The sequence below is a fragment of the Mesorhizobium sp. M7A.F.Ca.MR.148.00.0.0 genome, assembly GCF_003997735.1.
Taxonomy (GTDB): domain Bacteria; phylum Pseudomonadota; class Alphaproteobacteria; order Rhizobiales; family Rhizobiaceae; genus Mesorhizobium.
Map to the genome: position 1 here is coordinate 16,714 of NZ_RZTB01000045.1, position 21,346 is coordinate 38,059.

The 21,346-nt window shown below is 63.5% G+C and carries 14 protein-coding genes and 1 pseudogene; 9 read left to right on the forward strand and 6 right to left on the reverse strand.

The features are described 5' to 3' along the window. Both EOB49_RS37700 and EOB49_RS17955 read right to left on the reverse strand, forming a co-directional pair. Positions 1–2,393, reverse strand: a pseudogene (locus EOB49_RS37700) (translocation/assembly module TamB); the annotation flags it as partial. 3 nt (positions 2,394–2,396) lie between these two features. After that, complete coding sequence (locus tag EOB49_RS17955) at positions 2,397–4,325, reverse strand: autotransporter assembly complex family protein (protein WP_127381766.1); 1,929 nt, start codon at positions 4,323–4,325, stop codon at positions 2,397–2,399. A 272-nt stretch (positions 4,326–4,597) separates the two neighbouring features. Here EOB49_RS17955 and EOB49_RS17960 point away from each other — a divergent pair, with 272 nt between their 5' ends. The 7 genes from EOB49_RS17960 (at position 4,598) to EOB49_RS17995 (ending at position 17,266) form a co-directional block, all read left to right on the forward strand. Beyond that, complete coding sequence (locus EOB49_RS17960) at positions 4,598–10,096, forward strand: alpha-2-macroglobulin family protein (RefSeq protein ID WP_127381767.1); 5,499 nt, start codon at positions 4,598–4,600, stop codon at positions 10,094–10,096. 212 nt (positions 10,097–10,308) lie between these two features. Then, positions 10,309–12,399: a penicillin-binding protein 1C gene (gene pbpC / locus EOB49_RS17970; RefSeq protein WP_127381768.1), complete on the forward strand. Its 2,091-nt coding sequence runs from the start codon at positions 10,309–10,311 to the stop codon at positions 12,397–12,399. Between the two features lie 64 nt (positions 12,400–12,463). After that, a complete protein-coding gene (locus EOB49_RS17975) occupies positions 12,464–13,216 on the forward strand; it encodes a M15 family metallopeptidase (RefSeq protein ID WP_127381769.1) in 753 nt (250 codons plus the stop codon). Positions 13,217–13,436: 220 nt separating this feature from the next. After that, positions 13,437–14,462, forward strand: a complete 1,026-nt coding sequence (locus EOB49_RS17980; protein WP_127271865.1) for a sulfate ABC transporter substrate-binding protein — start codon at positions 13,437–13,439, stop codon at positions 14,460–14,462. Between the two features lie 21 nt (positions 14,463–14,483). After that, positions 14,484–15,335, forward strand: a complete 852-nt coding sequence (gene cysT, locus EOB49_RS17985; RefSeq protein WP_013530875.1) for a sulfate ABC transporter permease subunit CysT — start codon at positions 14,484–14,486, stop codon at positions 15,333–15,335. After that, positions 15,328–16,212: a sulfate ABC transporter permease subunit CysW gene (gene cysW / locus EOB49_RS17990; protein ID WP_127270916.1), complete on the forward strand. Its 885-nt coding sequence runs from the start codon at positions 15,328–15,330 to the stop codon at positions 16,210–16,212. Before cysT ends, cysW begins: the two co-directional genes overlap by 8 nt. A 13-nt stretch (positions 16,213–16,225) precedes the next feature. Beyond that, the gene (locus EOB49_RS17995) at positions 16,226–17,266 is read left to right on the forward strand and encodes a sulfate/molybdate ABC transporter ATP-binding protein (RefSeq protein WP_127381770.1); all 1,041 of its coding nucleotides are present in this window, start codon (positions 16,226–16,228) and stop codon (positions 17,264–17,266) included. A gap of 15 nt (positions 17,267–17,281) precedes the next feature. Here EOB49_RS17995 and EOB49_RS18000 read toward each other — a convergent pair whose 3' ends face one another. Both EOB49_RS18000 and EOB49_RS18005 read right to left on the reverse strand, forming a co-directional pair. Beyond that, positions 17,282–17,680 (reverse strand): type II toxin-antitoxin system VapC family toxin, encoded by a 399-nt coding sequence (locus tag EOB49_RS18000; protein ID WP_127271404.1) that lies wholly within the window; start codon positions 17,678–17,680, stop codon positions 17,282–17,284. Beyond that, a complete protein-coding gene (locus EOB49_RS18005) occupies positions 17,681–17,953 on the reverse strand; it encodes an antitoxin (protein ID WP_127271402.1) in 273 nt (90 codons plus the stop codon). Positions 17,954–18,181: 228 nt separating this feature from the next. Here EOB49_RS18005 and EOB49_RS18010 point away from each other — a divergent pair, with 228 nt between their 5' ends. Both EOB49_RS18010 and EOB49_RS18015 read left to right on the forward strand, forming a co-directional pair. Next, positions 18,182–19,168 carry a sulfate ABC transporter substrate-binding protein gene (locus EOB49_RS18010; protein ID WP_127322203.1) on the forward strand — a complete coding sequence of 329 codons (987 nt, stop codon included), beginning with the start codon at positions 18,182–18,184 and terminating at the stop codon, positions 19,166–19,168. A 257-nt stretch (positions 19,169–19,425) separates the two neighbouring features. Next, complete coding sequence (locus EOB49_RS18015) at positions 19,426–19,875, forward strand: Rrf2 family transcriptional regulator (protein ID WP_013530871.1); 450 nt, start codon at positions 19,426–19,428, stop codon at positions 19,873–19,875. Positions 19,876–19,979: 104 nt separating this feature from the next. Here the strand turns inward: EOB49_RS18015 and EOB49_RS18020 are convergent, their stop codons facing one another. Next, positions 19,980–20,849 carry an NmrA family NAD(P)-binding protein gene (locus tag EOB49_RS18020; protein WP_127322204.1) on the reverse strand — a complete coding sequence of 290 codons (870 nt, stop codon included), beginning with the start codon at positions 20,847–20,849 and terminating at the stop codon, positions 19,980–19,982. 43 nt (positions 20,850–20,892) lie between these two features. Further along, entirely contained in the window at positions 20,893–21,315 is a 423-nt protein-coding gene (locus tag EOB49_RS18025) for a DoxX family protein (protein ID WP_127381771.1), read from the reverse strand. Positions 21,316–21,346: the final 31 nt, after the last annotated feature.

Consider the following 21,346-nt stretch of genomic DNA (forward strand, 5'->3'; position numbering starts at 1 on the left):
ATCTTCACCCGGCCGGCAGCGGTCGCCGGAATGCCCGCTATGGTGGCGCCGCCGGTAAAATTGGTCCAGTCGCCATCACGCTTCAGGTCGACGCCGATGCCGCCGATTTCCGTGGTCCCGGAGGTGACGCTGTCGGCCTTGATCGTACCTGATATCGCAGGCGCCTTGAGATAATTGGCGATCAGTGCATTGACTGTGATGGCCTTGGCCATCACCTCGCCGCGCGCGATCGATGTGCTCTTCGCATCGATCGCAACGGAGGGCGCGTCGCCATCCCCCGCGAAGCGGATGGTTCCGTCGATGTCTCCCGTTATCGCCTGGCCGGCAAGTGCGGCCAGCTGGTCGATGGCAGGTGCATCGAGCGTCAGCGTGCCGAGCGGCATGAATTTGTCGTCGAGCGCGAGATCACCCGAGACCTTGTTGTCGCCGAGCGAGACCAGAAAACCATTGATCGAACGCTTGCCTTCGCTCGTCACCAGCGCTGCTTTGATGTCGAGCGGCTGGTCGTCGACGGAGCCGGTCAGCGAGACATTGGCGGCGGGACTGGTGATATCGGCCTTGCCGCTAGCCGTCAGCTTGAGGCTCTTCACCGTGCGGCCCGATGCCGTCAGGCTGTCGCTATCGGCGGTAACCGTGAAATCCGGCGCCGTCATGGCGCCGCTTGCCGACAGCGCGAAATCGACGCCACCGGCAACCGGCACGCCGACTGTCGGCGACAGCACGGAAACGTCGCCCAGTTTGCCCTTGATGTCGGCCTGGATGTCGGTGCCTTGCATGCTGGCCGTGCCGGCGGCGCTGAGCGTGCCGGAGGTGAATTCGATCGAATTGGCGGCGAAGGATCCCTGCGGATCGCGGGCCGCGCTGGCCGAGAATTTCACCCTAGCGCCGAGCACCGAGGCGATCTGCGGCGGAAAGGCCGTCGCCACGGCATCCGCGTTCATCTTCAGCTGCATCGACAGGTCGGCAAGCGCCACCGTCGCGGTCAGCGAAGCGTTGAGCGCGTCGGAACGCAGCGTGCCCTGGTCGATGGCAATGGCGTCCTTGCTGACCGACCCGGCCAGATCGACATCGATCTTGCCGGTGATCAGCGGCGCCAGCGTCGCCACGTCGGTGTTGAGGCCGCCCGCCTCCAGCTTGACGGTGACCGGCCCGGCGCGGTTCTGGATGTCAAAACCGTCGGAATGGATCTGGGCCGCCAGATCGTCCAGCCGCGTGCCGCCGGCGACGATGGAGACGAAGGAGGCGCCGACGTCGATGATCGGCGCCTTGCCGTCGCCGAAGGCCCGGGCGGTGGCATTGCTGATCGCCAGCGTGATCGGCTGCGCCTTGCTGCCGACGCTGATCACCACGGGCGGCCCCTTGGCGGCGAGTTCGACCGAGAGGTCGCTGGCGCCGGCAGGATCGACAATGCCGGTCGCGGTGCCGTGGACCGCATCGCTGTCGATGTTGGCGCGGTCGACACTGACGCCACCGGCCGATGTGGCGGTGCCGGCAATGTCGAAACTGGTCTTGCCGGCAAACAGCGGCTTGAGATTCTCAGGCAGGAAGCGAGCGAAATCGCCGTCGCCCTTGGCCTCGATATGATTGCCCTTGTCGGTCAGTTGGTGGCGACCCGTCAGCTGGGTGACGATCTTGCCGTCGACAGAGAACGTGCCGATGCCGTTCCAATTGGCGAGTGGCCCCGTGCCCGAGACGTTTATGTCGACCGGCGGCGTGTCGGGCAGCTTGAGCAGGTTGGCGATGATGCCGCCTGCCGGCTCCGAGGCCTTGAGGTCGAGATCGAGCCTGTTGTCTGCCGGCGCAAAGTGGATCTTGGCGTCGACATTACCTTGCTTGCCGTCATGGCGGGTGATGTTGAGCACCGTCTCGACCGCCAGTGGCGCGGCATCGACCTTGACCGATCCCTTGGCCGCAAGCTCGGCGATGCCGCTGCCGGCCAGTTGCTGGCCAAGCGCGATCTCGGGCAGATCGATCTGCTTGATGTCGATGGAAACCGGCAGCGTCGTCGTACCCCCGCTCGGCGCTGGCTGCGTGCTGGCCACCGGCAATCGCGCCAGTTCAATACGCTCGGCAGCGATACGGTCGGCGCTGAAGTTTTTCGACAGCAGCGCCAGCGGCGACCAGTCGACGGCCACCTTGCGCGCCACCAGCCAGGCGCCCTCGCGGTCCTCCAGCACGACATGGTCGACGCTGAGCGCTCCGGACCAGATGCCGTCTATGCCGCTGACCGTGATCTTGCGATCGTCGCTCGATGCCATGCGCGAAATGATACCGGCGAGATTGTCGCGGCCGCGCTCGGTCTTGGTCAGCACCACGAGCGCCCCGATGGCGCCAGCGACCACGATCAGCAGCGTGTAGAAAACAATGCGGAGGACGCGCCAGACTGTTTTCATCGCTCAGAATGCCTGTCCGATGCCGGCATAGATGCCGAAATGCGGGTCACCCGGATCACGGTTGAGCGGCATGGCGGCATCGATGCGCAGTGGCCCGAACGGCGTGACATAGCGCAGCCCGACGCCGGCGCCGACCTTGACATCGGAGAAATCGGGAGCTGATTTGGTCGATACGGTGCCGGCGTCGACGAACGGCACGATGCCGATCGTATCGGTGATGGCGATGCGCATCTCGACCGAGGTTTCGAAGAAGGACAGGCCGCCGATCGGCTGGCCGGTGAAGTCCTTGGGTCCGATGCCCTGATAGGCATAGCCGCGCACCGAGCCACCGCCCCCGGAATAAAAGCGCCGGTCGGCTGGCACATGTTCGAGGCTGGTGCCGACGATCGAACCGATGGCGACACGTTCGGCCAGGACGAACTTCGAAGCCGAGTCCAGCGACTGATAGGCCGACCCTTCGCCCCTCAGCTTCAGGAACGCCGCACCGCTCAAAATGTCGTAGCTGGGCTCGGCATAGGCCAGCACCCGGAAGCCGCTTGTCGGGTTCAGCCGGTTGTCCCGGTTGTCATAGACATATTGCAGCGGAATGCTGGCGATCAGGTATTTGTGCTTGCCGAAAGCGTCGTGGATGCGGGAATAATCGAGCGCCACCTCGGCGGAAACCGTCTGCTTCTTGGTCAGCTCGTAGGACAGCCCGGTGCTGCCCTTGACCGAGAAATGGTCATAGGCGTCAGGATGTTCGAGTACCGTCTTGACGCCGGCGAAGAACTTCGATGCCGGCCCGATCACGCCCGGCTTTTCGAACATGATGCCGGCATTGTAGTTGAGCTCGCCGAGATCATTGCTGCCGATGCCACTGATCTTGCCGTCGATGCGCAGCTTCTCGGCCCGGCCGAACAAATTTCGGTGGCCCCAATAACCTTCCAGGCCCAGCCCCTCGGTGTTGGAGAAGGTGCCGCCGACGCCGAAATAGCGTGGCTTGCGCTCGCTGACCTGGACGCCGATCGGAATGTTGCCGTCGGCATCGAGCGTGTCGGCTTCCTTGAACGTCACGCTGTTGAAGACCTCGAGCGCCAGCAGCCGGTCGCGCGCGTCATCGATCTCTTGCGGCGAGTACTGCCGGCCGCGCTTGAGGCCGGTCATGTATTCGGTGAAGTCGCGGTCGACCTTTTCGGTGCCTTCCACCGTTGTGTCGCCATAGCCGGCGACCGGCCCAGCGGCGACCGTCAGCGTCACGTCCAGCGTCGAGGTGGCGTGGTCGGCGACGATCTGCCGGTCCGTCACCTCTGCCAGCGGCCTGCCTTGCTCCTTCAGCGTCCGCACGATCAGCGCCTCGGCCTTGAGCACAGCGCCGGATCCCGCATCGCCGCCTGATATCAAGCCGTAATCGGCGCTCATCAGCCCTGCCGCGTCGCCCTCAAGGTGGATATTGCCCAAGGTGAATTTCGGCCCGCTGGCGATGTCGATCACCACGGGAACCGGCTGCGGCCCCTTGAATTCGGCATCCGGCGGCAAATCGTCGAGCGGCTTGCCGTCGATGGTGACGGTGACGACGCCTTCGTAGCGGGCATCGGCATAGAGCGCGGCGACAAGCTGTTCGCGGTCGCTGCGCGCCTTGGCCATCAGCCCGAGCGAGCCGGAAACCGGACGCTCCTCGTCACTCTTCAGCGCCGAGGCATTTTCGAGCTTCTTGACCAGATCCTTGTCGGCGTCGGGGGCGGAAATGGTAACGGCGTAGCGCAGGGGATCGACGATATCGGCATCCTCGTCGCTGGACGAGCCCCACAGCTTGATGCCGAAAAGCTCGAAAGCGGCCGCCGGCCGCGATTCGGCGACGAGCACGGTCGAGCACATCACGGCCAGCAACAGGGCGCGCGGAAGCGCACGCCCTGGCGCGCGACCTCCTGACATCTGCTCTTCATGCGCCGACATTAAGACAACCTAGATTACAAAACTAAAATTGGAATGAAGTTCTGAAGCGCTCGTAAAGGGGCCACAATCCAATTGTCTGAAATAGGGCGGGCTTGGAATTCACACCTTTTGCGTCGCCGCAAGAAAGCGTGATCCCCTGTCCTATGGAGGTACTACCGGTCATCGGCCGGAAAGGAAACCGTTGGCAGGCGGAACCCTGCCGCGTCCTCGTGTTGACAAGCCTGACTGAAGCTTGATCATGCCCGGACGTCAGCTGTGTCTGGAGGGGTGTTATGGCAATGCGCGCGGCTCGTGGTCTGTCTATCCTGATTCTTCTGTTTTTCGCCTGGGCCAATGTCCTGGCCTGGAGCAGCGCCGCGCAAGCGGCCGAGGCCCGGCGGATCGCGACAACTGACAATTCCGATTATTTCGGCTTTGATCTCAGGTCCGACCAGAATGTGACAATCGACCAGTGCAAGACGACATGTCTGGGAGACCCGGCCTGCCGCGCCTTCACCTACAACAAAAAAGCCAAATGGTGCTTCCTCAAATCCGACTACAACCAGCTGAAAACCTTCAACGGCGCGGTCGCGGGCAAGGTCGTCAACATCGACGGCGATCCTGATATCGGCGCGCCGCCGGAACTCGCTTTCTTCCCCAACTGGATGGCCGATCAGGCCCAGCAATACCGCAACAAGCTGCTCGGCCCGGCCTATGACAAGCCGACCGAAGGCATGGCTGCCTTGCTGAACGCCGCCGAGCAGGCCGTGCTGACCGGCGATCACCGCTCCGCCATGCTGAAATACGAGGCCGCGGTCTCGGTGCTGCCCGATGATGGTCCGCTCTGGCTCAACCTGGCGCGTGAAACGCTGGCCGTTCAGCCCGCCGCCAGCACCTCCGAAGCCTCCACTTTGCCGGCGAACGGCACGTCGGCCGCTTTCAATGCCTATAAATTGCTGCGCACCACCAAGACGCGCGCCGAAGTGCTGGCGCTGCTCGGCAACGGGCTCGACAAGCGCGATCTCTACCGGCCGGCGCTGCAGGCCTATGAGGCCAGCCTTGCGCTGAACCCTTCGCCGGCGGTCCAGGCCGACTATGCCGATCTCAAGGCCCGCAAGGGTTTCCGCGTTGTCGATCACACCATCGACGCCGACACCAGCGCGCCGCGCATCTGCGCGCAATTCTCCGAGGATCTGGTCAAGACCGGCGTCGACTACGCGCCGTTCGTCACCGTCGACAACGCGCCACCCAAGGGCGTCGAGGCCAAGGACAAGCAAATCTGCGTCGAAGGGCTGGAGCATGGTCAGCATTACGACGTCACCTTCCGCGCCGGCCTGCCGGCGGCAATCGGCGAAGTGACCGCGGCCCCCGTGGTGCTGTCGATCTATGTCCAGGACCGCGCACCGTCCGCCCGCTTCACCGGTGACAGCTTCGTGCTGCCGGCCGGCGCGCGCCGCGGCATTCCGATCGTCACCGTCAACATGAATGCCGCCGAAATGAAGCTCTACCGCGTCGGCGATCGTTCGCTGGCCCAGCTTCTGTCGGGCTACCAGTTCCTGCACCAGCTCGACGGCTACGACATCTCCAACATTTCCGAGCAGATGGGCGCGCCGGTCTGGCAAGGCCAGCTCGACATCGCCAATGATCTCAACAAGGAGGTCACCACCTCCTTCCCGGTCGACGAGGCGGTGCCGCAGCGCAAGCCCGGCGTCTACGTGCTGACCGCGCAGGCCGTCAACGACAAGAGCGACAACTACAATTCGATGGCCACGCAATGGTTCGTCGTCTCCGACATCGGCCTGTCGACCTATACGGGGCAGGACGGGCTCAACGTCTTTGCGCGTTCACTGGGCAGCGCCAAGCCGATCGCCGGCGCCGAACTGACGCTGGTTGCCAGGAACAATGAGGTTCTCGGCACGGCGACATCGGATGCCGACGGCCATGCCGTCTTCAACCCCGGCCTGACGCGCGGCGACGGCGGCATGGTGCCGGCCGTGCTGATGGCCAAGCAGGGCGACAATGATTTCGTCTTTCTAGATATGGGCCGGGCCGGCTTCGACCTGTCCGACCGCGGCGTCACCGGGCGCGCGGCGCCAGGTGCGCTGGACGTCTATGCCTGGACCGAACGCGGCATCTACCGCGCCGGCGAAGATGTTCATGTCGCGGCGCTTGCCCGCGACGGCGCCGCCAAGGCGGTCGAGAACCTGCCGTTGACCTTCGTCTTCTCGCGCCCCGACGGTGTCGAAAGCCGCCGCATCGTCAGTGACGGCGCTTCGGCCGGTGGCCATGCCGTCGACCTGCCGCTCGAACCCAACGCCATGCGAGGCACCTGGTCGGTGTCGATATACACCGATCCCAAGCAGCCGGCCGTGGCCAGCCACATGTTCCTGGTCGAGGATTTCGTGCCGGATCGCATCGAATTCGACATGAAGGCCGACAAGCAGGAAATCGCCCAGGGCGAAACCGCCAACATCGGCATTGACGGCCGCTTCCTCTATGGCGCGCCGGCGGCGGGCCTGGCGCTGGAAGGCGAACTGACGCTGTCGACGTCGCGCGACTGGGACCGCTTCCAGGGCTTTTCCTTCGGTCTCGCCGACGAGCAGTCGGCCGAACCCACGGTCACTCCCCTCGCCGATCTGCCGGTGGTCGGCGATGACGGCAAGGTGACCTTCCCGGTCTCCGTCGACCAACTGCCCTCGACCACCAAGCTGGTCGACGCCAAGGTGACGGTGAGGATGCGCGAAACCGGCGGCCGCGCCATCGAGCGTTCGCTCAACATCGGCATCCGCCCGCAAGGCCATATGATCGGCATCCGTCCGGATTTCGCCGACAATGAAGTGCCGCAGGGCGGCACCGCCAAGTTCAGCCTGATCGCCGTCGATCCCGACGGCAAGCGCGAGGCGCTGAAAGGCGCGCAGTGGACGCTGGTCAAGGTCGAACGCAATTACCAGTGGTACCGCTCCAACAATTCCTGGAACTACGAGCCGGTCACCTTCACCAAGTCGATCGCCAACGGCCAGGTCGACCTCGGCGCCGACGGCGGCGCGACGGTCTCCGCGCCGGTCGATTGGGGTCAGTACCGCCTCGAGGTCGAGACATCGGATCCCGAGGGACCGGCGACAAGCTACGAGTTCGATGCCGGATGGTATGTCTCCTCGACCACCACCGAAACGCCTGACGGCCTCGAAATCGCCCTCGACAAGGACAATTATGCCGCCGGCGAAGTGGCCAAGCTGAAAGTCTCGCCGCACTTTGCCGGCGAACTTCTCATCAACATCGGTTCCGACAAGCTGTTGAAGACCGTCACGGCATCCGTGCCGGCCGGCGGCAGCACGGTCGACATACCGGTCGGCGACGATTGGGGTGCTGGTGCCTATGTCACGGCAACCCTCTTCCGGCCGGGCGATGCGCAGGAAACGCGCATGCCGGCCCGCGCCATCGGCGTGAAATGGCTGAAGGTCGATCCGGGCTCGAAAAAGCTCGCCATCACCTTGACGCCGCCGGACAAGACCATGCCGCGCCAGCAGCTGTCGATCCCGGTTTCGGTCGCCGGCGTGCAGCCGGGAAGCAATGCCTACGTCATGGTTGCCGCCGTCGATGTCGGCATCCTCAACCTGACCAACTACAAGGCCCCGGATCCGGAGAACTGGTTCTTCGGCCAGCGCATGCTGGGCATGGAAATCCGCGACATATACGGCCGCCTGATCGACGGCTCGCTCGGCAACACCGGCAAGCTCAGGACCGGCGGCGACGGCGCCAACATGCAGGCGCAAGGCAACCCGCCGACCGAAAAACTGGTCGCCTTCTTCTCCGGCATCGCCGAACTCGATGCCGACGGCAAGGCGCGGGTCGACTTCGACATCCCGCAGTTCAACGGCACCGTGCGCGTCATGGCCGTCGCCTGGACCAAGGATGCGGTCGGCCACGCCCAGTCCGATGTCATCGTGCGCGATCCCATCGTGATCACCGCTGGCCTGCCACGCTTCCTGGCGCCTGGTGACGCCGCCGTCATGCGCCTCGACGTCGCCGACACCGATGGTCCGGCCGGCGACTATGCGTTCTCGATCGAAACGACGGGTGACCTGTCGACCGGCGACAAGCCCCTGCCCCAGAAGCTGACGCTCGCCCAGGGCAAGCGCCAGACGCTGACCGTGCCGCTGATCGCTCAGACGGCCGGCAATGCCTCGCTCACCATCAAGCTTGCCCATGCCGACGGCACCAAGGTCGAGCAGACACTCTATGTGCCGGTGCGCCCGGCGCAATTGCCGGTGACCACCCGGCTGGTGGTCGACCTCAAGGGCAATGGCGGCGCGCTACGCGTCGACAAGGAACTGCTGGCGGCCAGCCTGCTCAACGGCGCTTCCGTCAGCGTCGGCGTTTCGCAGGCAGCCGCCTTCGACGTGCCGTCGCTGCTGATGACGCTCGACCGCTACCCCTATGGTTGCGCCGAGCAGACCACCAGCCGCGCCATGCCGCTTCTCTACGTCAATGAGTTGGCTTCCGGCGTCGGCATGGCCAGCGATCCCGATATCCATGGCCGCATCCAGGACGCCATCTATAAGGTTCTGAGCTATCAGGCCTCGGGCGGCAGCTTCGGCCTGTGGGGTCCGGGCTCTGGCGATCTGTGGCTTGATTCCTATGTCACCGACTTCCTGACCAGGGCGCGCGAGCAGAAATACGACGTGCCGAGCCTGGCCATGAACCAGGCGCTGAGCAATTTGCAGAACTCGCTCGGCTACGACCAGAGCGTGCAGGACCGTGGCAGCGAGATCGCCTACGCCCTCTACGTTCTGGCCCGCAACAAGAAGGCCTCGATCGGCGACCTGCGCTACTATGCGGATACCCAACTCGAAGCTTTCTCAAGCCCGATGGCCGTTGCCCAGCTGGCGGCAAGCCTGGCGCTCTACGGCGATACACCGCGCGCCGAAGCCACCTTCAAGACCGCCTTGCAGTTGGCAAAGTCCACCACCGACTACGACTACTACCGCTCCGACTACGGTTCGCGGCTGCGTGATGGCGCGGCGATGCTGGCGCTGGCGGCGGAATCGAAGCCGGTGCCGACCATCGTGCCGGAACTGATCAAGCTGGTGACCAGGGAACGCGCGGAAGCCCGCTGGACCACCACCCAGGACGAATCCTGGATGCTGCTGGCGGCCCGCGCGCTGAAGGAGGGCAATGATACGATCATGCTGGCCGTCAATGGCGCGGCGCATTCCGGCGGCTACTCCAACCAGGTGGAAGGCTCTGACCTGGCCGACAGCCCGCTGACCATCGCCAACACCGGCAAGACCCCGCTGCAGGCCGTCGTCACCACCGTGGCGTCGCCGGTCCAGCCCTTGCCGGCCGGCGGCGACGGCTTCACCATCAGCCGCACCTACTACAAGCTCGACGGCACCGAGGCCAATGTCACCGAGGCGACGCAGAACGAACGCTATGTCGTCGTGCTCAAGGTCAACGAGCAGAACAAATGGCCGTCGCGCCTGCTGGTCACCGACCTGTTGCCGGCCGGCTTCGAGATCGACAATCCCGGCCTGGTCTCCAGCGCCCAGTTGACGAACTTCTCGTGGCTGGCGCAGACCGATGCCGCGCATCTCGAATTCCGCGACGACCGTTTCGTCGCGGCGTTCAACCCGGCCGACGGCGATCATGACCACAATCTGACGCTCGCCTATGTCGTGCGCGCGGTGACGCCTGGTACCTATGCGCACCCGGCGGCAACGGTGGAGGACATGTACCGGCCGCAATATTCGGCCCGCACCGCCACCGGCATGATGGAGGTCAAGGCGCCGTAAGGCGCCTTGGCGAATATGAAAGTGAGGCTTGTGCTGCCCCTCATTGCCCTGCCGGGCATTTCTCCCCGTATAGTGACGGGGAGAAAGAGGCCTGCAACAAAGCTTTCGCCAACTTTGAACGTTGCGGGAAAAGCGCCAACGGCCATGACAGCACCCTTCTCCCCGTCACTATACGGGGAGAAGGTGGCGGCAGCCGGATGAGGGGCGGCGCCATGCTTTCCAAGAAGTTCCTTCGTCGCACGGCCGTTGCAGGAGCCTCCCTCATTGGACTCACCGCAATTGCCGCCACCACCCTCTGGGCGCTCGACCACGCCTTCCCGCCCCCGCTTCCAGCCGAACTCACGGTCTCCTCCGAAGTCCAGGACCGCGACGGCGAATTGTTGCGCGCCTTCGCCACGCCGGACGGCTACTGGCGGCTCGAAACCCGCCTCGACCAGGTCGACAAGCAGTTCGTCGACATGCTGGTCACCTACGAAGACAAGCGTTTCTGGGACCATGAAGGTGTCGACGTGCTGGCGCTGGCCCGCGCCGCCGGCCAGTTCGCCACCAGCGGCCGCATCGTCTCCGGCGGCTCGACGCTTTCGATGCAGCTTGCCCGGCTGATCGAGCCGCGCGAAAGCCGCAGCCTCGGCTCCAAGGTCAAGCAGATGCTGCGCGCCATCCAGATAGAGCGGCGGCTGTCGAAACGCGAAATCCTCGAACGCTACCTGACGCTGGCGCCTTATGGCGGCAATCTGGAAGGCGTGCGCGCCGCCTCGCTCGCCTATTTCGGCAAGGAGCCGAAACGGCTCACCGTTTCCGAGGCCGCCCTGCTCGTCGCTCTGCCGCAACTGCCGGAAAAGCGCCGGCCCGACCGCAATTTGAAGATCGCCCACGCCGCCCGCGACCGGGTGCTGACCCGAATGGTCTCCTCCCGCCTGCTCGGCGAGCGCGAGGCCGCACGGGCCGCCCTCGACGATGTCTCGGACCTGCGCCGCACGCTGCCGGCGCTCGCCGCGCACGCCGCCTATGCGATGTTGCCCAAGGCCGTCCCCGGCCAGCCCTTGCGGCTGACGATCCGCAAGAGCGTCCAGGAGGGGCTGGAACAGGTGGCGAGGGACGCGGCCACCAAGCTCGGCCCCCGCCTGTCGGTCGCTATGGTGCTGGCCGACTCCCGCACCGGCGACATCCTTGGCGAAGTCGGCTCGGCCAATTTCTTCGACGCAAGCCGCTCCGGCTGGATCGACATGACAAAGATCGTGCGCTCGCCCGGCTCGACGCTGAAGCCCTTCATCTACGGTTTGGCCTTCGAACAGGGCCTGGTGGCGCAGGAAACGCTGATCGACGACAGCCCTGTCGATTTCTCCGGCTACCGGCCGAAGAATTTCGATATGGGCTACCAGGGCGATGTCAGCATCCGGCAAGCGCTGCAATTGTCGCTCAATGTGCCGGCGATCCGCGTGCTCGACGCGGTCGGGCCAACGCGGCTGATGGCGCGCTTCCGCCAGGCCGGCGTCAGCCCCATACTGCCGGTCAACGAAGCCCCGGGCCTGGCCATCGGTCTTGGCGGCGTCGGGGTGACATTGCGCGACCTCGTCCAGCTCTACACAGGGCTCGCCAATGGCGGCAAGACGCACACGCTGCATGACGGCACCGAGCCTGCCAATGCCGAGCGCACCAGCGCCACCATCCTCGACGGTCAGGCCAACTGGCAGACCATCGACATATTGTCGGGCGTCAAGCCGCCCGAGGGTGCCTTGCAGCGCGGCATCGCCTACAAGACCGGAACGTCCTACGGATACCGCGACGCCTGGTCGGTCGGCTTCGACGGCCGCTATGTGCTGGGCGTCTGGGTCGGCCGCCCCGATGCCGGCGCGGTGCCCGGCCTTTCCGGCTATGTCTCGGCCGCTCCCATTCTGTTCGAGGGTTTTGTCCGCTCGGGCCTCGCCACCGTCCCCTTGCCGGGCAAACCGCCCGGCATGTTCAGCCCCAGACGCGAGGACCTGCCGGTGACGCTCGCCCGCTTCGGCGCCGGGTCGGACGGCCTGGTGCAGGCGACGGTGAGCGAACCCGCACCGACCATCATCTTCCCGCCCGACGGCGCCCGCGTCGATCTCGGCACCAATTCGGCCGACGCCTCGCCACTGGTGCTGAAGCTGCAAGGCGGCCGTGCGCCGTTCCGCTGGCTCGCCAACGGCAAGCCGCTGGCAGGCATCGATCGTCGCCGCACCGCGACCTGGCAGCCCGACGGCGCCGGCTATTCGACGCTGACCGTCATCGACGCCGCAGGGCGTGCGGCGAGTGTGAAGGTGTTTGTCGAATAGATCGCGCCAAGAGATTCGTGGAATTGGCTTTCCGGACGCTCGGCAGATAGCAGGATACTCACCCATGCCTGTTCCGAGGCACCCCTCGCGCAATCCTCTCTTGTCGGCAGCCTCGGCACTGGCAGCAACAATCCTTGTCGCGGCAATTCCTCTCCCCGCTTTGGCCGATGCCCTCCCCACCGGCTTTGTCCGGCTCGCCGATGTCGACCCCTCGATCCGCCAGGACATCCGCTACGCCGGATCGGATAATTTTCTGCACCGCAAGGTGAATGGCTACGACGCACCCGCCTGCATTCTCACCCAGCAGGCGGCAAAGGCACTGTCCGCCATCCAGAAAGCGATCGCCGCCAAAGGCCTGACCCTGGTGGTGTTCGATTGCTACCGCCCTGCCCGCGCCGTCGCCGACATGGGCGAATGGACGCGTGAGGGCGGGCCGCCCGATCCGCAATGGTATCCGAAGGTCAGGCGCGGCGAGTTGATCGCCAAGGGTTATGTCGGAGAACTATCGACCCATTCACGTGGCTCGACCGTCGATGTCGCCGTCGCCCGGACGGACCGCAGGTCCAGCCCGAACCCGGCCTGCGGCGCGGGCGATGCCGACACGCTCGATTTCGGCACCGGTTTCGACTGCTTTGATCCGATGAGCGAAACCGCCCACCGCGGCCTTGCCAGTGAAGCGGCGGCAAACCGCAAGATGCTTGTCGACGCCATGCGCGCCGGCGGCTTCAAGAACTATGCAAGGGAATGGTGGCACTTCACGCTGAAAAGCGAACCGTTCGCCAGACAGCGTTTCGACTTTCCCATCACCGCAGATTGATGCACCCGACCAAATTCCACACCTTGCCTCGGCACCGCCCCTTGCTAGATAGGCTGAGTGGCCGGGCCATGGATTCTTCCTTAGGCCGCAAGAGGAAAATATTTCTCCTAACGGCGAAATAGCGTCGAACATTTTCTCCAGAGGGGCAAAAAAGGCAACATTGAATGCATCTAATTTCTACCAATTCGGTAGATTTGGCGCGGGTTCAACGGAGGCAGAAATGACCAAACCTCATTTCAGGAAACTGCTCGGCGCACTGGTCGCCACATCTGTCCAGTTCGGCACGCTCGGTTTCGCGTTTGCCGATACCACCATTCTCAACGTGTCCTACGATCCGACACGCGAGCTCTACAAGGCCTATGACGAAGCTTTTGTCGCCCATTGGAAGGCCGAGACCGGAGAGACCGTCACCGTCCAGCAGTCGCATGGCGGATCGGGCGCCCAGGCCCGCGCCGTGATCGATGGCCTCGACGCCGATGTGGTGACGCTGGCACTTGAAGGCGACATCAACGCCATCGTCTCGAAGGCGAAGAAGATCAATCCGGACTGGCGCACCAAATTCGAAAACAATTCAGCGCCTTACACCTCGACCATCATCTTCCTCGTCCGCAAGGGCAATCCCAAAGGCATTCACGACTGGAGCGACCTCGTCAAGGACGGTGTCCAGGTGATTACGCCCAATCCCAAAACCTCCGGCGGCGCGCGCTGGAACTATCTCGCCGCCTGGGCCTACGCCAACGCCAATGACGGCGGCGACGAGGCCAAGACCAAGGAATTCGTCGGCAAGCTCTATGCCAATGCTCCGGTGCTCGACACCGGCGCGCGCGGCTCGACCGTGACCTTCGCGCAAAAGGGTCTTGGCGATGTGCTTATCGCCTGGGAAAACGAGGCCTATCTGGCGCTCGACGAGTTCGGTGCCGATAATTTCGACATCGTCTACCCGCCGACCTCCATCCTGGCAGAACCGCCGGTGGCGGTGGTCGACGCCAATGTCGATGCCAAGGGCACGCGCAAGGTCGCCGAAGCCTATCTGAGCTGGCTCTATTCCAAAGAAGCGCAGACGATCATCGCCAAGAACCATTATCGTCCTGCCAAGCCCGATCTGGTGCCGGCCGAGGACCTCGCCAAGCTGCCGCCGATCAAGCTCGTAACCATCGACGATCCACAGTTTGGTGGCTGGAAAAAAGCACAGCCTTATCATTTCGGCGATGGTGGTATATTCGACCAGATCTACAAGCCCCAGTAAGCAGTCGATATTCAGGACGACATGACCACAGCACCCGCCCAGGCGGGGTGGCGATTCAGGCAGCCGAGCGTCATTCCGGGTTTCGGATTGACGCTCGGCTTCTCGCTTGCCTACCTCACCCTCATCATTCTCATCCCGCTATCCGGGCTGCTCTGGCGCTCGGCCGCCCTTGGCTGGCCTGAATTCTGGGCGATCGCCACCGATCGCCGCACCATCAATGCGCTGAGAATCAGCTTCGGCACCGCCTTCGTCGCGGCTGCGGTCAACGTCGTCTTCGGCACGCTGGTCGCATGGGTGCTGGTGCGCTACCGTTTCCCCGGCCGCCGCATCGTCGATGCCATGGTCGACCTGCCCTTCGCCCTGCCGACGGCTGTGGCCGGCATCGCGCTGACCACGCTCTACGCGCCGAACGGCTGGATCGGCAAATTGCTGATGCCGCTCGGCATCAAGGTCGCCTATACGCCGCTCGGTATCGTCATCGCGCTGATCTTCATCGGCCTGCCCTTCGTCGTGCGCACCGTGCAGCCGATCATGGAGGAGATCGACAAGGAAGTGGAGGAAGCCGCCGCCACGCTGGGCGCCAATCGCTTCCAGATCATCACCCGCATCCTGTTTCCGGGCTTGGCGCCGGCCATCGTCACCGGCTTCGCCCTCGCCTTCGCGCGTGGCGTCGGCGAATACGGCTCGGTCATCTTCATCGCCGGCAACTTGCCCTACAAATCAGAAATCGCACCCCTGCTGATCGTCATTCGGTTGGAGGAATACAATTATCCGGCGGCGACAGCGATCGCGGCGATCATGCTCGCTCTGTCGTTCATCATGCTTTTGGTCGTCAATCTCGCACAGTCATGGAGCCGCAAGCGCTATGGCTGACCCGGAGATCAAATCCTACGAACCGCATCATGAAAGCCAGTCGGCGGCGGTCACTGAAAGCCGCCCTGCGCGCCTTGCTCTGATGGCCGTCGCCTTCGCCTTCCTCGGCATTTTCCTGCTCTTGCCGCTGATCATCGTCTTCAACGAAGCCTTCGCCAAGGGCATCGGTGCCTACACCGAAGCGCTGGGCAGTGCCGACACGCGCTCGGCGATCCGGCTGACGCTGCTGGTGGCGGCGATCTCGGTGCCGCTCAACATCGTCTTCGGCATCTCCGCCGCCTGGGCGATCGCCAAGTTCGAGTTCAAGGGCAAGGCCTTCCTGACCACGCTGATCGACCTCCCCTTCTCGGTCTCGCCGGTCATATCGGGCCTCGTCTATGTGCTTCTGTTCGGCGCCCAGGGGCTGCTCGGCACCTGGCTGAAAGCGCATGGCATCGTCATCCTGTTTGCCGTGCCGGGCATCGTGCTGGCCACAATCTTCGTCACCTTCCCCTTCGTCGCCCGCGAGTTGATCCCGCTGATGCAGGAACAAGGCAATGGCGACGAGGAGGCAGCGCTTTCGCTCGGCGCCAATGGCTGGCAGACCTTCTGGTACGTGACCTTGCCCAACGTCAAATGGGGGCTGCTCTACGGCGTGCTCCTGTGCAATGCGCGTGCCATGGGCGAGTTCGGCGCGGTATCGGTGGTGTCGGGCCACATACGCGGCCTGACCAACACCATGCCGCTGCATGTCGAAATCCTCTACAACGAGTACAACGCCGTCGGTGCCTTCGCCGTCGCTTCATTGCTTGCGGGCCTGGCGCTCGTCACGCTGGTCTTGAAAACACTTCTCGAGATGCGCTACGGCGCCGAGATCGCCGCGACACGCGGGCACTGACAAAGGGACCACTATGGAAGTTCGCGTTGCCAACGTGCGCAAGGAGTTTGACCGGTTTCCGGCGCTTCACGACGTGTCGCTCGACATCAAGTCGGGCGAACTGATCGCGTTGCTGGGACCGTCCGGTTCCGGCAAGACGACGCTGCTCAGGCTGATCGCCGGGCTGGAGCGGCCGACACGGGGAAAGATATTCTTCGGCGACGAGGACGCCTCGCACAAATCCATCCAGGAGCGCAATGTCGGCTTTGTCTTCCAGCACTATGCGCTGTTCCGGCACATGACGGTGGCGGACAATATCGGCTTCGGCCTGAAGGTCCGGCACGGACCGTCGCGCCCGCCGGCGCAGGAGATCCGCCGTCGCGCCTCCGAGCTTCTGGACCTCGTCCAGCTTTCAGGGCTCGAAAAGCGCTATCCGGCGCAGCTCTCCGGCGGCCAGAGGCAGCGCGTGGCGCTGGCGCGCGCCATGGCGATCGAGCCCAAGGTGCTGCTGCTCGACGAGCCGTTCGGCGCGCTTGACGCGCAAGTGCGCCGGGAATTGCGCCGCTGGCTGCGCGAAATCCATGACGCCACCGGCCACACCACCGTCTTCGTCACCCACGACCAGGAAGAGGCGCTGGAGCTTGCCGACCGCGTCGTCGTGATGAGCCAGGGCCGCATCGAGCAGGTCGGCACCGCCGACGATATCTACGACACGCCGAACTCGCCCTTCGTCTACGGCTTCATCGGTGAATCGAGCTCGCTTCCCGTCAAGGTCGAGAATGGCGAAATCTGGCTCGCCGACCGTCCGATCGGGCTTGCCGCGCCCAACGAGCCCTCGGGCGATGCGACGCTCTACTTCCGCCCGCACGATGTCGAATTGCTGGACGGCTGCAGCGGCTGCATCGCCGGCACGGTCGCCGCCAGCCGGCGCGTCGCCGGCACGCGCCGGGTCGAGCTTGAGATCGGCGGAGAGCGCCAGCGGGTCGAAATCGAACTGCCGGTCGATCACCCCGCGGCGCAGAAAAGCCGGGTGGCGTTCCGCCCCGGACGCTGGAAGCTTTTTCCGGCGGCTTGATCCTCTGGTCAATGGCTACGCCAGCCAGTTCTCGACCTTCAGGCCCCTGATCCGGTTGAACTCTCCCGTGTTGGCGGTCACCAGCGTGGTGCCCAATGCACAGGCATGAGCGGCGATAAAAAGATCGTTGTGGCCAATGGTCTGGCCCGCGGCTTCAAGCTCGGCGCGAAGTCCGCCATACTCGGCATCCACCGGCACATCGAGCGGCAAGACAGGAATCTCGGCCAGCAAGTCTTCAACCTTCTTGAGCAGCTTGGCCGATCCCTTCTTGGCGCAGCCATATCGCAATTCCGAGGCGACCACGATGCTGGTGCAAACGGCGTCATCTCCCTCGCGCGACATTGCCCTCGCGGCCTTGCCAGCCGGGTTTCGGATCATGTCGCTGATAATGTTCGTATCCAGCATGAACCGCATCTAGAAAATGTCCTCGGATTTGACTGGCGTGTCGTAGATCTCGGGGAAGTCGTCTTCAGGATCGAGCGGCGGCTCTTTCGCCCACTGGGCGAGCAACGCGGTGAGGCCAGGTTTGCGAACCGGCTCGATGACAAGACGATCGCCTTCCCGGCTGATCAGGACTTTTTCGCCGGGAAGCTCGAACTCGACAGGAATGCGCACCGCCTGGCTGCGGTTGTTGCGAAACAGCTTCGCCTCCTTGGGCGGCGTTGTTGAATGTCGGCTCTGGGGCATGTTGCAGCTCTTTTGTATATGCCTTTTGTATATGCCATGCAGCGCCACAAAACAAGGCGCAGAAAAACTCCGACGAAGGTAGCATTCTCCTGGAACAGAATTCCAACATTCATCGACTTAGGCGACATATTTTTCTACGATGAGGCGACGAACCTACGGCGCATGCCTCGTCGCACACCACGCACCCCGGCTATGGTCCCACCATAAATTGCATCGGAGCCTGTTTTCATGAGACGATTTTTCCTCGGGCTTGCCACCGTCGCAGGCCTGTTCCTTGCATCCTCCCAAGCCTGGTCGGCCGACAAACTGCTCAATGCGTCCTATGACGTCGGCCGCGAACTGTTCGTGCAGGTGAACAAGGCCTTCATCGCGCAGCATCCGGGCGTCACGGTCGATCAGTCGCATGCCGGCACTTCGGCGCAGGCGCGTGCCATCGCCGAGGGCCTTGGCGCCGATGTCGTTACCTTCAACCAGGTCACCGACATCGACTTCCTGGTCAAGAAGGACCTCGTCTCGGCCGACTGGCAAAAGGATTTTCCCGACAACGCCTCGCCCTTCTATTCGCTGCCGTCCTTCCTTGTCCGCGCGGGCAATCCCAAGCATATCAAGGACTGGAACGATCTCGTGCGCGACGACGTGCAGGTGATTTTCCCCAATCCGAAAACCTCCGGCAATGCGCGCTACACCTATCTGGCGGCTACCGCCTACGCCAAGGAAGCCTTCAAGGGCGACGAGGCCAAGGTGAAGGAGTTCATCACCAAGCTGTTCAACAACGTGCCGATCTTCGACACCGGCGGCCGCGCCGCGACCACCACCTTCGTGCAGCGCGAGATCGGTGATGTGCTGATCACCTTCGAGTCGGAGACGCGCGGCATCCGCAAGGAGTATGGCGACGGCAAGTTCGAGCAGGTCACTCCGACGGTCAGCCTGCTGGCCGAATTCCCCGTCGCGATCGTCGACAAGGTTGCCGACGAGCACGGCACGCGCGATCTGGCCAAGACCTATCTCGACTTCCTCTACACGCCGGAGGGCCAGGACATCGCCGCCCGCAACGGCCTCAGAGCCCGCGACGCCGCTGTGGCGACGAAATACAAGGCCGATTTCCCCGATATCCGGCTGCTGACGGTGGAAGACGTCTTCGGCGGCTGGGACAAAGTGCAGAAAGAGCATTTCGCCGCTGGCGGCCTGCTCGACCAGACCTACGGCAGCCGCTGAAGGCCGCGATATCTGCGCAGTTGACGGAAAAGCCGGCGCCCTGCCGGCTTTTTTCGTTTTGAACGCCGAAAACCTGGTTATCAGCGGAATATCCGCCTTCTCAGTGCAAAACGTTACAAAGAATCAACGCGTTTGTGCCTAACTGCAATCCGGCGGCTTGTTTTCGCGAAACATCATCGCGCGGCGAAAACGTCATTATTTGCACACAAACAGTCGCCAGATGCGAGTGGTTGGGGCTTCAATGGGTTGATCTGGGCATGCTGACGAAAAAAGGCAAATACGGCCTCAAGGCCCTCGTGCATCTGTCTGGCCTGCCGGCCGGCCAATTGGCCTTCGTCAATGACATCGCGGTGGCCAACAACATCCCGAAGAAATTCCTCGATGCCATTCTGGGCGAGTTGCGCAATGCCGGCTTCGTCCAGAGCCGCAAGGGCAAAGAAGGCGGCTATCGCCTCGCCCGGCCGGCCTCCGAAATCAAGATCGGCCATGTCGTGCGCGTGCTTGATGGGCCGCTGGCGCCGATCCCTTGCGCCAGCCGCACGCAGTATCAGCGCTGCGAGGATTGCGACGAGGCGACCTGCCAGGTCCGCCACATGATGCTGGAGGTGCGGCAGGCGATCGCCGAAGTGCTGGACAATCGCAGCCTTGCCGCCATGCGCGACGCCGACAATGACGATTTCCCCGTTGAGCTGACGTCGCAGATATAACCACCCACTGCAAGCTGACCGCGCTCAGACAGATGAAGGAGGGAGTTCTCCAAATCCCGGGTTGCGAACACCTGAAATCACAGGAGAACCCCATACAGTTTGGCCTACCCGTTCACATTTGACGCAGCCTCGAATACAGCGCGTGCGGACGTCGTACCCGCTACGTGCTCCGTACCCGCCACACCGAGGTCCATCCATCCTGCATTCACGGCCTCGTACATTTCTTCGGCAGGTCCGCTGTGGCCCTTCGGGATGCCGAATTGTTCGAGCGCTTCCGCCCACCCTGCACGCGGGATTGCAAAGGCTTTCACGTCGAGATTCAGGACTTCGCCCAATTGCTCGGCGACGTCGTCCGCGCTGACCATCGAACCAAGCTCGACGATGCGCTGCCCTGACCACGTTGGCCCGGTCAAAAGCGTCGCGAATTCCGCGCCGATGTCGTTCGTCGCGACCATTGTCGATTTCCGATTTGTCGGATTGTAGAAAGCCGGCAGCGTTCCGCCCTGCGCGACCTGCAGCCCGAAAAGAAAATTCTCAAAGAATCCGCCTGCGCGCACAAAAGCAACTGGCGATGTCAGGTCGCGAAAACCTTGCTCCAGAAGGGACAAGGCCGCGATCACCCCGTGCCCGCTGGTTCTGTTCGCGCCCATCGACGAAAGCGCAACCACTCGCGGCGGCGCTGCCTTGGTGAGCGCCTCGACATAGCTTGCAATCACGCTCTTTGCTTCCTTGTAATCGGGCGAAGGCGCCCAAACAGGAGGCAGCATGACGAACGCGCCTTCGACGCCTTCGAGCGCCCGCTCGATGGCTGCCGAATCATTCCAATCGCCGTCAACCAGCTCCACGCCCCGGTTCGCCCAGCTCAACGCCTTCTCGCGGTCGCGGACCAGCGCGCGCACCTTTTTGCCTTGCGCTAGCAAATGCCTTGCCGTCGCGCCGCCCACGTTTCCGGTGATTCCCATTACTAAGAACATGTGTTTTCTCCTGATGTTGAGGGACAGAACTGCCCCAGTTGGTTCAATGGATGAGCGGCAGAATGGCCCGGATACGGGGATCGCGCAGATAGAGGCCGCCCCAGATCATCGCGCCCAGAAGCAGGGAAATGATTTCCGGCGGCGATCCCAACTCACCGATGCGGAGATGGGCGCAGATGGCACCTCCCAAAAAGCCCGTCACCAGGATCGCGCCGAGGACGGCGGTGACCGGGATGGCGTAGAGGATGGCGCAGGCGAGGATGATCGGACCCACGACGCGCGTCAGGTCCATCGCGAACCCGGTTTCCTGCAACATGCTCGCGATCCGTGCCGGCGCGAAAAGCTGAACAGTGCCGTCTGCCATTAAAGCGATAACGACAAACGCGCTCATTATCCGGCCGGCCCACAGGGCGCGATGCAAGGTCATAGTTTCAGGTGTCTGATGCGGGTTCACAGTTTCGGACACTTGTCATTCTCCGATGGGAGATCCCATATTC

Excerpts from the sequence above, each read along its gene's own strand:
- EOB49_RS17955 (WP_127381766.1), bottom strand. The coding sequence starts at position 4,325 with ATGTCGGCGCATGAAGAGCAGATGTCAGGAGGTCGCGCGCCAGGGCGT.
- EOB49_RS17960 (WP_127381767.1), top strand. The coding sequence starts at position 4,598 with ATGGCAATGCGCGCGGCTCGTGGTCTGTCTATCCTGATTCTTCTGTTT.
- pbpC (WP_127381768.1), top strand. The coding sequence starts at position 10,309 with ATGCTTTCCAAGAAGTTCCTTCGTCGCACGGCCGTTGCAGGAGCCTCC.
- EOB49_RS17975 (WP_127381769.1), top strand. The coding sequence starts at position 12,464 with ATGCCTGTTCCGAGGCACCCCTCGCGCAATCCTCTCTTGTCGGCAGCC.
- EOB49_RS17980 (WP_127271865.1), top strand. The coding sequence starts at position 13,437 with ATGACCAAACCTCATTTCAGGAAACTGCTCGGCGCACTGGTCGCCACA.
- cysT (WP_013530875.1), top strand. The coding sequence starts at position 14,484 with ATGACCACAGCACCCGCCCAGGCGGGGTGGCGATTCAGGCAGCCGAGC.
- cysW (WP_127270916.1), top strand. The coding sequence starts at position 15,328 with ATGGCTGACCCGGAGATCAAATCCTACGAACCGCATCATGAAAGCCAG.
- EOB49_RS17995 (WP_127381770.1), top strand. The coding sequence starts at position 16,226 with ATGGAAGTTCGCGTTGCCAACGTGCGCAAGGAGTTTGACCGGTTTCCG.
- EOB49_RS18000 (WP_127271404.1), bottom strand. The coding sequence starts at position 17,680 with ATGCGGTTCATGCTGGATACGAACATTATCAGCGACATGATCCGAAAC.
- EOB49_RS18005 (WP_127271402.1), bottom strand. The coding sequence starts at position 17,953 with ATGCCCCAGAGCCGACATTCAACAACGCCGCCCAAGGAGGCGAAGCTG.
- EOB49_RS18010 (WP_127322203.1), top strand. The coding sequence starts at position 18,182 with ATGAGACGATTTTTCCTCGGGCTTGCCACCGTCGCAGGCCTGTTCCTT.
- EOB49_RS18015 (WP_013530871.1), top strand. The coding sequence starts at position 19,426 with ATGCTGACGAAAAAAGGCAAATACGGCCTCAAGGCCCTCGTGCATCTG.
- EOB49_RS18020 (WP_127322204.1), bottom strand. The coding sequence starts at position 20,849 with ATGTTCTTAGTAATGGGAATCACCGGAAACGTGGGCGGCGCGACGGCA.